Origin of the sequence: Zhenhengia yiwuensis (assembly GCF_014384995.1) — a bacterium.
In the GTDB taxonomy this organism is placed as follows: domain Bacteria; phylum Bacillota; class Clostridia; order Lachnospirales; family Cellulosilyticaceae; genus Zhenhengia; species Zhenhengia yiwuensis.
The window spans coordinates 38,488-51,708 of sequence record NZ_JACRSY010000005.1; the positions used below are offsets into that span (position 1 = coordinate 38,488).

Genomic DNA, 13,221 nt, shown 5'->3' on the forward strand with positions numbered 1-13,221 from the left:
GTAAAAGTGTAACAAAGATACCGCTTCTTTCATAAAATATAGTACTCCTATTTACTCTTTCTACGTTTTCTTATAAAGGAGGTTGACGGAATGAGCAAAGATTTTCTTAAATGTATTTTATCCTTTATCTGTTTTGTTTGTGGCCTTGTCTTAACTTTACTATTTTCTTTTCATTTCAACGCCACTAATCCTTCCTGCATCATTGCGCTTTGTCTCGGGCTAGTTCTTGCAGCAATAGGAGTATTTGGTTTTATTTTGCACTACAAAAATCTAATGATTATAGAAAACATGAAAAAAAATAAATTACCTATTTTAGCTAGGTGGTCCTATAAACCTAGTGACTTTAGTTTAGTTAAAGATAAAATCTTAGAAGACTGTTACGTAGATCTCTCTCTTATTGTTCTTATTGGGGTCTTTTGCCTCATCTTGGCTATAGGCCTTATCTTTCCAATTGCAACTGATAGTATAGGTCTTAGTATACTTATTATCATTTCAACAGTTATACTTTGTAGCCTATGTAGCATATTGGTCTACTTCTATCATGTAAGTAAACTTGAAAAATACACAACTGCACTTATTAACTATCACTATATTTACTTTAACAATGAACTTTATAGTATCTATAGATCTTGTTATATGCTTGAAGAAATCGAGATTACAACCGGAGTTCAAAATTACCTTAGATTTGTCTATGGTGCTCCGGGAACACCTTATGGCCCTTTTCAAATCATTGACATTCCTATTCCACCTAGTGAACTTGCTACAGCTTATCAAATTAAAGAACATTATTTATCTCTTATATCTTGAAACTAAAATAAGCTGAACCCTCAAAGGCCCAGCTTATTTTTTATTATTTATTTTTTTGCGGAAGAATTCTAATAGCATTTAAAATAGCAATAATAGAAACCCCTACATCAGCAAATACTGCAAGCCACATATTAGCTATGCCAAAAATACCAAGAAGCATAACAATAAATTTTGTGCCTAATGCAAAGATAATATTTTGTTTTACAATACGCTCAGTTTGTTTAGCAATATCCATACCTTTTACAACTTGCATGAGGTTATCCTGCATTAATACAATATCACTAGCTTCTACTGCTGCATCTGACCCAATACCACCCATGGCAATACCTAAGTCTGCTAATGCTAATACTGGCGCATCATTAATACCATCACCTACAAAGGCTACTTTCTCGCCTTTATCAATAAGTTCTTGAACTTTTGTTACTTTATCTTGAGGAAGAAGTCCTGCATAAACCTGATCTACACCTACTTCTTTGCCAATGTAGTCTGCTACTTCTTTTTTATCCCCTGTCAGCATAATAACCTTTTTAATGCCTTTTTCTTTTAGCCTTTTAATTGCTGCTTTGCTTTCTTCTTTTACAACGTCTGCTACAATAATGCAGCCTAAATACTCACCATCTACAGCTACATGAACACTTGTACCAACTACTTTAGGTACTTTGTAAACAATCTTTTCTTCTTCCATTAAGCGTTCATTACCTGCAATAACCTTCTTACCTTCAATAAGTGCACTTAAACCATAACCTGCTTTTTCTGTAAAGCCTGTCATCTCTACTTCAGCTACGCCTTTTTTATAATTAGCAATGGCCTTTGCAATAGGGTGGTTAGAATGTCTTTCTAACTGCACACCATAGCTTATAAGGTCTTCTTCTAACCCTTTTTTATCTGGGAATATGCCAATAACTTCAAAGGAACCTTTTGTAATAGTGCCTGTTTTATCCATTACAAAAGTATCTACTTCATTTAATCTTTCAAGGTAGTTACTTCCTTTAATAAGCACACCTTGCTTAGATGCTGCTCCAATTCCACCAAAGAAGCTTAATGGAATAGATACAACTAGTGCACATGGGCAAGAAATAACTAAGAATACGATACTTGTATAAACCCAATGATTCCACTCTCCTGTAATAAGTGATGGAATAATGGCAATAAGCACTGCTGCGATTACAACAATTGGTGTATAGATAGCAGCAAATTTCGTAATGAATTTTTCTGTTTGAGCTTTTTTGCTTGTTGCATTTTCTATAAGGTCTAAAATTTTTGAAACTGTTGAGTCTCTTAAAACTTGTGTAACGCGTATTTCAATAAGCTGTTCAATATTGATACTTCCACTTAATACTTCACTATTTTCCTCAGCAAATACAGGTACAGACTCCCCAGTCAGTGCAGAATGGTCAATAGTCGTTGCACCTTTTACAATGACACCATCAAGAGGAATTTTCTCACCTGGTCTAACAGCAATCACATCACCTACTTTAATGGTATCTGGTGACACAACAACCCAGTTGCCATTTTGTTTCACACGGGCGAACTCTGGTTTAATATCCATAAGGCCTTCAATAGCTTTACGTGATTTAGCAACTGCTTTAGATTGGAAATACTCACCTACTTGGTAGAATAACATAACTGCTACTGCTTCTGGATGTTCTCCAATTACAAATGCTGCTATCGTTGCAATAGTCATAAGGAAGTTTTCATCAAATACTTTACCTTTTGCAATGTTTGTTATAGCTTTTAAAACAATATCATAACCAATAACAATATAAGAAATAAACACAAATAAATCTATCTTTGTTACAAGACCAAAGAGTAAAAGTCCTAGAGAACAAATAATACGCATTAACATATTACTTTCTTTTTCTTTAGATTTAGGCGTAGTGCATCCACAGCCACATCCTACTGGGAAGTTATCTTTTTTATCCACAGAACACTCTACACTACCACGAGTATGTCCACTACATCCACAGCTCTCTCCACATGATTCTTCATGTTTATGCTCATGTTTTTCTCCATGACTGTGTCTATGCTCATATCCACCACACCCACATGCTTCTCCATGTGCATGTTCATGTTTTACCTCATGCTTATGTTCATGATCATGTCCACCACATCCACATGCTTCTCCATGTGCATGTTCATGTTTTACCTCATGCTTATGTTCATGATCATGTCCACCGCATCCGCATGCCTCTCCATGTGCATGTTCATGCTTCTCTTCTGGTGTACGAACTTCTACCTCACCTCTATACCCTGTATCAATTCTACTTAATGTTACGCCACTTTCAACACGTGTTGCAATTTGTCTTACACGTTCTTCTACGCGTTTTTCATCGCTTTCCTTTGTATGTACTTCTATTTTCTTTAACATAAAATTAAGATATGCTTCATCAAACATTTTATCATTTTCTAAAGCTCTCTCTATTTTAGCACCACAGTTTGCACAATCAATGCCTTCAATTCTAAATACAAATTTCATCTTACTCCTCCTTTCATATGAATGATTGCTCATATATTATTATAATATGCAGACCATCGCCTTTTGTCAATACTTTTTCTATTTCCCTGTTATTATGTTCATATTTTTGTTAGAATACTAATTGAAAAATATTTTGAATATCACATACAAGGAGGCTTATTATGTCTAATACATTAGTAAATGGACTCATGTCTTTCATTGATCAAAGTCCATCTATGTTTCATGCTGCAGATACAATTATTAGTCAATTAGAATCAAATGGATTCTCTTACTTAGATCCATCTTCAAACTGGAACCTTGAAGTAAATGGTAAATACTATGTAACTTCTAATCAATCTGCTGTTATTGCCTTTATTGTAAACAGTACTGCTGTTGAAAATGAAGGATTTAAAATTGTAGGTGCACATACAGATGTCCCTGGATTTAGAATTAAACCAAACCCTCAAATGACTACTGAAAGTTATGTCAAATTAAATACTGAAATCTACGGTGGTCCTATTCTCAACACATGGCTTGATAGGCCACTTTCAGCTGCTGGCCGTGTAGCACTTAAATCTGACAACGTACTTAGACCAACTATTAAATTAGTGGATCTTGAAAGACCACTTTTAATTATTCCTAACCTGGCTATTCATATGAACCGTGATGTAAATAATGGTGTTAAACTTAACGCACAAAAAGAAACCCTCCCAGTTGTTTCTTATGTTAAAGAAAAACTTGAAGGGAATATCATACTTGAAGAGGTTGCTAAAAAACTTAATGTAGCTCCTTCTGACATTCTTGAAATGGATTTATTCCTTTACCCGACAGAAAAAAGCTGTATGGTAGGTTTAAATGAAGAATTTATCTCTGCATCTCGTCTTGATGATCTTTCTATGGTTTATAGCGGACTCCATGCCCTTTTAAACAGTTCTTCAGCTTCTGGTGTTAACGTACTTGCATGCTTTGATAATGAAGAAGTAGGCAGTACCTCTAAACAAGGTGCAAATTCACCATTTTTAGGAACAACTCTTGAACGTATTGCAGTAAGCCTTGGTAAGTCACGTGAAGACTACTTTAGAGCACTTGCTCATTCCTTTATTATCTCTGCTGACGTAGCTCATCTTCTTCATCCAAACTACCCAGAAAAATCTGATCCAACTAACAAAGTACTTCCAGGTAATGGCCCTGCTATCAAGTTAAGTGCTAGCTGTAGCTATACAACAGATAGTGATTCATTTGGTGTATTTGCTCACCTTTGCGACAGCAACAATATTCCTTATCAAGTATTCGTGAACCGTTCTGATGAGCGTGGTGGTTCTACAATTGGACCTGTTACCGCCTCACACATTGCTATCCGTTCAGTAGATATTGGTACACCTATGCTTAGCATGCACTCTGCTCGCGAGCTTATGGCATCAGCTGACTTTATTCATACAACATCTGCAATGCTTGCTTTTTATAATCTGTAATTTAATTGGTAATTATTTGTTAACAAATCGCTATATACAGTTTCATAATTTAATTGTATGATATTAAAGGTGCAGGTATAGTCCATAAACTAGGAGGTAGGCACATGAATAAAATACTCGTATGTATTACTATCCAAGAAAACAGTAAACGCCTTATGAAAAAAGGTTATGATCTTGCTAAAAGCAGTGGGGGCGAACTCCATATCCTACATATCAGGCATGGTGAAACTATTTTTGAGACGCCAGATAGTAGCCAGCTTTTTGAAGAACTTTTTATCTATGGCAGTGAACTAGGTGGCCAAGTACATTTTTTATGTAGCACTGATATTCCTCATACAATTAGTGATTTTATAACGCAAAATGCTATTACACACCTTGTTATAGGAAAACCACCAGTATGTACAAACGGACTGGCTCCTAATGTTTTTGAAAAGCTTATATCTCTTCCTAAAGATATTCAGCTATGTGTATTAGATAGAGAAAACCATTAATTATTATGTACCCGAAAGGATTGTTTAAGATATGTATTCACATTATATCGATGTTGGTCGTTTAGAGATGATTTGCGGTCCTATGTTCTCAGGAAAGTCTGAAGAACTTATTAGACGCCTTAAACGTACCATTTTAGCTGGGATGCCAACGATTATTTTTACTCCAAAAATCGATAACCGTTATTTAGAAAATCATATTTGCTCTCATGATGGCAAGCAGCTCGAAGCTGTGCCAATTAGCCATATTGAGGAAGTACTTGAACATGTTACTGATGAAACAAAAGTAATCGGTATCGATGAAGTACAATTTTTAGATGGTGAAATTGTAAGTGTAATTATGAAACTTGTAAATGAAGGTAAACGTGTTATCTGTGCTGGCCTTGATAAAGACTTTAAAGCAGAAAGCTTTGGTCAAATGCCTGAACTTTTAGCTCTTGCTGATGATGTTACTAAACTTACTGCTATTTGTATGAAGTGCGGTAGACCAGCTAACTTTACGCAACGCTTAATTGGAGGTCAACCAGCATCTTATAATGATCCGCTTATTTTAATCGGTGCTTCTGAAAGCTATGAGGCAAGATGCAGATTATGTTATAAAATAGATAAATAAAACCAAAAATAAGACGAGCCTTGACAGGGCTCGTTTTATTTTTACACTTTTTTATAGCAGGCTATTATTTTTATGTAGTGTTTGTGGTATACTATATAAGATAAATTTCTAACTGCTAAAATATAGGAGTATTGTCATGAATACATTAATGATTACTGATGTTAACGCCCTTCATACTGCTGCTGACATTTTAAAAAATGGCGGTCTTGTTGCTGTTCCTACAGAAACAGTATACGGACTTGCAGCAAACGCGTTAAATGAACAAGCTGTATCTAATATTTTTAAAGCTAAAGGTCGTCCAAGTGATAATCCTCTCATCATACATATTGCGGACTTAGAAATGCTTAACCCTCTTGTTAAGAGCATTCCTGATAAGGCGCGTCTGCTCATGGAGCACTTTTGGCCAGGTCCTCTTACACTTATCTTTGAGTCTTCTGATTTAGTACCTGCTAGTGTACGTGGAGGCTTATCTACTGTTGCCATTCGTTTTCCATCTCATCCGGTTATACAATTCCTTATTAAAATGACAGGTTTACCACTTGCAGCACCTTCTGCAAACACATCAGGCAAACCAAGTCCGACCAATGCTCAAAGAGTATTTGAAGACTTAAATGGAAAAATAGATGCTATTATCGATGGTGGTCATTCTTCTGTAGGCCTTGAATCAACAGTTGTCGATATGACTGGATCTGTTGCAACCATTTTAAGACCAGGTGGCATTACAGAAAAAATGCTTAGAGATGTACTAGGTGAAGTAGTCATGGACCCCGCTTTATTAAGTGTAGATGCCAAAGCTACCCCTAAAGCACCAGGTATGAAATATACTCACTATTCACCTAATGCAGATGTAGTCATTTATAAGGGAAATAGCCAAAAGGTTGTAGATGCTATCAACAAACGTCTTTTAGAAGATGCACAAAATGGTATTCGTTCTAGTGTATTATGTGATGATGAAACTAAGACATTATTTAAAACGACTCATACTATTAGTTTAGGAAGCCGCAATCACCCTAATGACCTTGCAGCGCATTTATTTGAGTCACTAAGATGTTTTGATGATTTAGGCATGCAAAAAGTTTATGCACTTGCTTTTTCTGAAGATGGCATCGGCAGTGCAATTATGAATAGATTGGAAAAATCAGCAGGACATCATATTATTGAAATTTAGCTAAGTTTACATGCACTAATGAATTAATCTCTTAGTGCGTATACTATACAATAACAACTATGAATTTGACGGAGGATTTTTTTATGTTAGCACTTGCTTGTGACCATGGTGGTTATGAACTTAAACAAGAAATTATTAACTACCTGAACTCAAAAAATATTGAGTTCATTGATTTTGGATGTACATCAACTGACGCTGTAGACTATCCTGAGTATGGTAAAAAAGCTGCTCATGCCGTAGCTAGCGGTCAGTGTGATAAAGGTATTATTATTTGCGGTACAGGTATTGGTATTTCTATCAGCGCTAATAAAGTACCTGGTATTCGATGTGCATTATGCCATGATTGTTTCTCTGCTGCTGCAACTCGTGAACACAATGATGCAAATATGCTTGCTCTTGGTGCACGCGTTATCGGTGTAGGACATGCACTTAAAGTTGTAGAAACTTTCTTAAATACACCATTTTCAAATGATGAACGTCACATCAGACGTATCGAACAAATCGAAAAAGAATTCTAGGAGGATTTTATTATGAGTAAAGTATTTATTATGGATCACCCATTAATCCAACACAAAGTATCACGTCTTAGATGCATCGATACAGGTTCAAAAGAATTCCGCGAACTTGTTAGAGAAATTTCACAACTTATGTGTTTTGAAGCAACAAGAGACCTTCCTCTTGAAGATTATGAACTTGAAACACCAATTGGAAAAGCAACTGGTAAACGTATTGCTGGTAAAAACTTAAGCATCGTTCCTATTCTTCGCGCCGGTCTTGGTATGGTTGATGGTATGCTTGACCTTGTTCCAACTGCTAAGGTAGGTCACATTGGTCTTTACCGTGACCCTGAAACACTTCAACCAGTAGAATACTACTGCAAACTTCCTCAAGACATCCAAGAAAGAGATCTTTTCGTTCTTGATCCAATGCTTGCTACAGGTGGTTCTGCAGTTGCAGCTGTACAATTCATCAAAGATAAAGGTGCTAAAAACATTAACTTCCTTTGCCTTATCGCAGCTCCAGAAGGTCTAAAATGTCTTCAAGAAGCTCATCCAGATGTAAACATTTACGTTGCTTGCCTTGATGAAAAACTTAATGATCACGGTTATATCGTTCCTGGTCTTGGTGATGCTGGTGACCGTTTATTCGGTACAAAATAAGACATTTCATAAAAAAGGTGCGTATATTAGCTTCATATAATAGGTTATATGCGTACCAAAATTCTTATTTCTACCTCATTGCAATCGCACAAACTGCTCAGCATGGTACTTTACGGCTGGTGCTACACTCTCTGTGAACAATCAACCTTGTAGTTTATGTGCGAAACTTATCATTAATATGGGCATTTCGCATATTATTTATGAGGGTGATTATCATGACGAGTTATAGCAGTAACTCCTTCAAGAGTCTGATATTCACCTTACTCCATTTATAAGTGACCATAAGACTACATAAGTTAAGGAGATGAAAAGCATGAATTTTGCTAGTCTATATATAATGGCCTTTGTGTTAGCATTTTTAATTTCATTTGCAATGACACCTGTAGCCAAAAAAGTCGCCTTTAAAGTAGGCGCTATCGCAAATCCTAGAAAACGTGACATGCATAGCAAACCAATTCCACGTATGGGTGGTATTGCTATTGTGGCAGGCTTTATGATTACTTTATTTATAAGTATTCAATTTATTACGGTATTAGATTGGAAACAAGTTATCGGAATTACGTCAGGGGCACTTATTATCTTCCTGCTGGGCTTCTTTGATGATATTTATGAACTGAGTGCTAAGCTTAAGTTCCTTATTCAAATTCTAGCAGCAACGATTGTTGCCTTATCTGGTGTATCTATACCTTTCATATCTATCCCATTCATTGGAAATGCACCAATGTTCTTAGATATGCTTTCTATACCTATTACAGTTATTTGGATTGTAGGAATCACCAATGCCGTTAACTTTATTGACGGTCTTGATGGCTTAGCTGCTGGTGTTTCTTCTATTGCCTCTCTTTGCCTTATGGTTCTTTCTATTTATAGTGGTTATCCTATTGCTATTTTACTTACAACCATTTTGGCTGGATCTTGTTTAGGCTTCCTTCCATATAACTTTAATCCAGCTTCTATTTTCATGGGTGATACAGGTTCTACTTTCCTAGGATTTATCCTAGCTGTAACGTCTATACTTGGACTTTTAAAAAGCTATACAATTGTTACAATCGTTGTGGCCGTTCTCGTACTTGGCCTTCCAGTATTTGATACAGCTTTTGCTATTATTAGAAGACTACTTGCAGGCAAACCTATTACGGCTCCAGATAGAGGACATCTTCATCACCGTCTAGTAGATAGAGGATATAGTCAAAAACAGGCTGTTATTACACTCTATGCCATTAGTGGTGTATTTGGCCTCTCAGCTATTGCTGTAGCCAATCATGATTTTAGATTTATTGTAGCTATTTTCATTATTATGGGGCTACTTCTTTACTTCAATTTGAAGATTATGTCTTCTCATAATGATAATAAAAAAGATTAAACAAAAAAGCACCTATTCCTAGGTGTTTTTTTTTATAAAAATACTCTATCTCCCTCCTCCCTATAATGCTATAATTACCTTAAATTAGTGTTGTAAACGAAGGAGTTAACAAGTATGCCAGATACCATTACCCACTACCTGTTCGGATTAGATCAGGCAAAGAATATTATAGACTCTCCCCTCTATAAAATGATTAAAGATAACCGTAACCTTTACTTTATAGGTCTCCAAGGCCCTGATCCTATGTATTATCATGCTCCTTACAAAAAACATAATCATTTTAAAGTAGCTTCTCTTATGCATCAAGATCATACTGGCTATTTTTTATCTTCTGCTCTCTGCTTTGCTAAGAAGCACATAGATACTCCTGAGCTGTTTAATCCTTGTATGGCTTATATCAGTGGTCTTATTTGTCATTATGCGCTTGATATTACAGCACATCCTTATATTTTCTATCTAGGCGGACGCTATAGATTAGACGACCCTTCTACTACTAAATATCAAGGACTGCATAAGCGTATAGAAGTGGCTATTGATGCCTTACTTCTAGAAGAGAAATTCGACCGTAAAGCACATACTTTTAAAATCCATAAGCATATTCTTAAGAACCTTAGCTTACCACCTATTATCTTAGAGCTTTATGAGGAACTTCTCTTTTCTATTTATGCTATTCCAAATGGTGGACAGATTTTCAAACATTCTTATGAGGATTTTAGAAACTACTTTAGGCTTACTTATGATAGAACAGGCCTTAAAAAGAGCCTGGCTGTTACAGCTATGCCTCTTCTGCCTTCATCTATTGCAACCTTAGCACCAACTTTCTCTTATCATGACTGCGTTGATGAATTCACAGATTATCTTAATACCCAAAAAGCCGTATGGCTTCATCCTGTAACAGGTAATGTCTATACTTACAGTTTCCATGATTTATTAAGAAATGCACATAAACTGGCAACTACTCTCCTTCTAGGTGCATATAGCTTTATTAATTCAGAAATCTCTTTAGAAGAACTTGAAATGCTTCTTCCAAACTTATCTTACCTTACAGGTCTTAGAACTTCTGATACACGTCCAATGCAATATTTTAAATTTTAATAGTTAAAATAGCCTTTATTGGAAATTAGAATAGAGTAACTTAAAAGGATTGCCACAAAACTTAGTAAATAGTCTTGTGGCAATCCTTTTAAAGTTTATCAATATATTTTACAATACTTTTGTGAATCTCAATATTCGATTCGCTTTTGCGTACATCTTCTAGGAAGTCTAATACTTTAACTGCTTCTACATCCATATCTAACATAGAAGCTATACGAAGTTCGAAGAGTCTTAGGTAGATTTCTCCTTCCCTCTCCCATTCCTCATATGTATTAATATTGCGGTTAATAGTATCTAGAATGTTATTTAAGATGTTTATAATTTGCTCAATAATATTATCATAGAAAAGCTCTACTGTATCTACTCTTATAAATAGATCTGCTAGTCTATTCATTAGCTCATTCATAATATAAGCTGTTTGTTCTTTTCCAAGTTTCTTCTCTAAACCTTTTAAATTAACACCTTTATAAAATCTTTCTTTATAGAATGTAAGGAACTTCTCTAAGTCTCCTGCATTACAATCTGGCTCTATAGCAAATAGGATTCTAAAGAATATATTCCATTGGAATTCATCATTGACTGTCTCTTGGATGAAATGTGCAATCTTATTACTAAATGCATCTTCTAAGTTACATTTTCTCATAAATTCTATCTGACTTGTAAAGTCTATTTCTTTATGCTCAATCTCATTAAGCCTTGCAAATACACTTACCATCGTTTCATTGTATACATCATCATTATCCCCTAATACATTTCTAAATACATATTTTACAATAGTATCACAGGATTTTCTAAAGTCTACAAGAATCCCTATACTCTCTTTAATTTTTAAAGCGAATAAATCATAGAGTGCTTTTGAAAGAAGCTGCTCCATCTGCGCCTTACGCCCTCTCATACTTGTTGCATCCCCTCTATCAAACTGATTAGAGATAAGCAGAAGCTGCTGGTCTATAGTAGTTAAACTGTTTTTAATAGAGCTCATAATATCTTTATAGAAACGGTCTGCAATAATATAATTATAATTTTTATAGATAACTTTATGTTCAATCTCACTCCAGAATATATTAACTAATGATTTAATCTGTACCTCAAAATTAATACATCTATCATCAAATAAATATTTGCCATCTATGCGGTACATCTTCATACCATTTTTTTGACTTTTAGGCTGCTTACTGCTAAGCTCTAATAGTACATTAGGATTACCTTCTGGGCTAGAGTAGCCTTCATACTCTGTAGATGGGACATTGAAGCATTTACGTAATAGCTTATAAATCGTACTTTCATCACCTATGAATCTGCACTCTATACGAATACCTATAAGATCTGATAAATGGTCAAACATGCCTTCTACAGTCTTGTACTTTGTATAATAATCATAACGAAGAATTTTTTCTTTTAAACTTTGTTTTGATTTAACACGAGAATTAATATTTAAATAGCCTTCATTGCTAGACTCAAGCATGTCTTCAAAGAAATATTCTAATTCTCTACTTGCAATATCTAAATTAATTCTCATGCCATCTAAATGGTCTAATACTTCATTAATAAAACTAAACATTTCTAGCTCCATTTTTTATACCTCTCTTTATCCGTGCTTTATGAAACTTTCTAGCTTTATTATAAAAGATAGAAATAAATGCACTATGACGATTTTTTTAATATCATAGTGCATTTTTATCTAAGCTATTTACATATTGTTAATATTTGTTAAAGAAACATATTCCAATCCCACTTAGCCCTAAATGGGCGCTTAGTACACTGCCTATTCCAGTCTCTACAAACTGTACATCCCCTAACCGTTCTTTTAGCATCTCTCTAATCGTATGAAGAAGCTCTGTCTCCTCTGCATGAACAAGTCCTATTGTCTGTTGCTTATAATCACTAATACGCTCTTCTACTGTATCGACAAGTTTAGTAAGTAGTTTCTTCTGACCACGCACTTTCTCATAAACTTCAATAAAACCATCATTCACATGAATAAGTGGTTTAATATTAAGCATATTACCTAATATGCCCTCCGCCTTGCTAATACGCCCACCTTTTACAAGCCAGTTTAAATCTGTCAAAGTAAAAATATGTTCTGCATGATCTGCTAAAAATCTAATACGTGCTAATATCTCATCATAAGTAGCACCTTCATCTCTTAATCTTGTAGCTTCCATAGCCATAAATCCTATACAAATAGAACCCGATTTGGAGTCTACTGCTGTAAAACGGCATTCTGGATAACGCGTACTCATCTCTTCCATAAGTATATGTACTGTCTGATACGTTCCAGACATCTTCCCTGAGAAACTTATATAAATCACATCATCTTTGTTTTCTCCACAAGCTTCTAATTTCTTTATAATATCCCCTGGGAGTGGCTGTGAAGTTTGAGGCATTACCCCTTGTTTCATGGCATCATATACCTCTTGCACTTCAATTTCTTCTTTATCTGCATACTCTTTATCTTCAAGCCTTACTCTTAAAGGTAGCCAATCTATTCTATGTTCTTTTAAAAAACGCTCTGGAAAGTCACAAGTACTGTCAACTAGTAATTTTATCATGTCTGCACCTCTTTCTTTCATTTGCATTTAGTGTAACCTAATTATATA

Annotated in this window: 12 protein-coding genes; 9 read left to right on the top strand and 3 right to left on the bottom strand. The window is 35.1% G+C overall.

Going from position 1 to position 13,221, the window contains the following annotated elements; genetic code table 11:
* The first annotated feature begins 90 nt into the window (after positions 1-90).
* Positions 91-807 (top strand): hypothetical protein, encoded by a 717-nt coding sequence (locus tag H8718_RS04160; protein WP_177670588.1) that lies wholly within the window; start codon positions 91-93, stop codon positions 805-807.
* A 43-nt stretch (positions 808-850) separates the two neighbouring features.
* Here H8718_RS04160 and H8718_RS04165 read toward each other — a convergent pair whose 3' ends face one another.
* On the bottom strand, positions 851-3,283 hold the full coding sequence (locus tag H8718_RS04165) for a heavy metal translocating P-type ATPase (RefSeq protein ID WP_249331756.1): 2,433 nt from the start codon (positions 3,281-3,283) through the stop codon (positions 851-853).
* A gap of 161 nt (positions 3,284-3,444) precedes the next feature.
* Here H8718_RS04165 and H8718_RS04170 point away from each other — a divergent pair, with 161 nt between their 5' ends.
* From H8718_RS04170 to H8718_RS04205, 8 genes are all read left to right on the top strand, one after another.
* Positions 3,445-4,734 carry a M18 family aminopeptidase gene (locus H8718_RS04170; protein WP_249331759.1) on the top strand — a complete coding sequence of 430 codons (1,290 nt, stop codon included), beginning with the start codon at positions 3,445-3,447 and terminating at the stop codon, positions 4,732-4,734.
* Positions 4,735-4,838: 104 nt separating this feature from the next.
* Complete coding sequence (locus H8718_RS04175; protein WP_249331760.1) at positions 4,839-5,225, top strand: adenine nucleotide alpha hydrolase family protein; 387 nt, start codon at positions 4,839-4,841, stop codon at positions 5,223-5,225.
* A 31-nt stretch (positions 5,226-5,256) separates the two neighbouring features.
* Positions 5,257-5,835 carry a thymidine kinase gene (locus tag H8718_RS04180; RefSeq protein ID WP_177670581.1) on the top strand — a complete coding sequence of 193 codons (579 nt, stop codon included), beginning with the start codon at positions 5,257-5,259 and terminating at the stop codon, positions 5,833-5,835.
* A 136-nt stretch (positions 5,836-5,971) separates the two neighbouring features.
* A complete protein-coding gene (locus H8718_RS04185; protein ID WP_249331763.1) occupies positions 5,972-7,003 on the top strand; it encodes an L-threonylcarbamoyladenylate synthase in 1,032 nt (343 codons plus the stop codon).
* 83 nt (positions 7,004-7,086) lie between these two features.
* Complete coding sequence (gene rpiB / locus H8718_RS04190; RefSeq protein WP_177670577.1) at positions 7,087-7,521, top strand: ribose 5-phosphate isomerase B; 435 nt, start codon at positions 7,087-7,089, stop codon at positions 7,519-7,521.
* A 12-nt stretch (positions 7,522-7,533) separates the two neighbouring features.
* Positions 7,534-8,163: a uracil phosphoribosyltransferase gene (upp, locus tag H8718_RS04195; RefSeq protein WP_177670575.1), complete on the top strand. Its 630-nt coding sequence runs from the start codon at positions 7,534-7,536 to the stop codon at positions 8,161-8,163.
* Positions 8,164-8,476: 313 nt separating this feature from the next.
* Positions 8,477-9,526 carry a glycosyltransferase family 4 protein gene (locus H8718_RS04200; protein ID WP_177670571.1) on the top strand — a complete coding sequence of 350 codons (1,050 nt, stop codon included), beginning with the start codon at positions 8,477-8,479 and terminating at the stop codon, positions 9,524-9,526.
* Positions 9,527-9,640: 114 nt separating this feature from the next.
* Positions 9,641-10,621, top strand: coding sequence for a zinc dependent phospholipase C family protein (locus H8718_RS04205; protein ID WP_249331766.1), 981 nt, complete (start codon positions 9,641-9,643; stop codon positions 10,619-10,621).
* Between the two features lie 88 nt (positions 10,622-10,709).
* Here H8718_RS04205 and H8718_RS04210 read toward each other — a convergent pair whose 3' ends face one another.
* Positions 10,710-12,194 (bottom strand): GTP pyrophosphokinase, encoded by a 1,485-nt coding sequence (locus H8718_RS04210; protein WP_249331768.1) that lies wholly within the window; start codon positions 12,192-12,194, stop codon positions 10,710-10,712.
* A gap of 127 nt (positions 12,195-12,321) precedes the next feature.
* Entirely contained in the window at positions 12,322-13,173 is an 852-nt protein-coding gene (locus H8718_RS04215; protein WP_177670566.1) for a DegV family protein, read from the bottom strand.
* Positions 13,174-13,221: the final 48 nt, after the last annotated feature.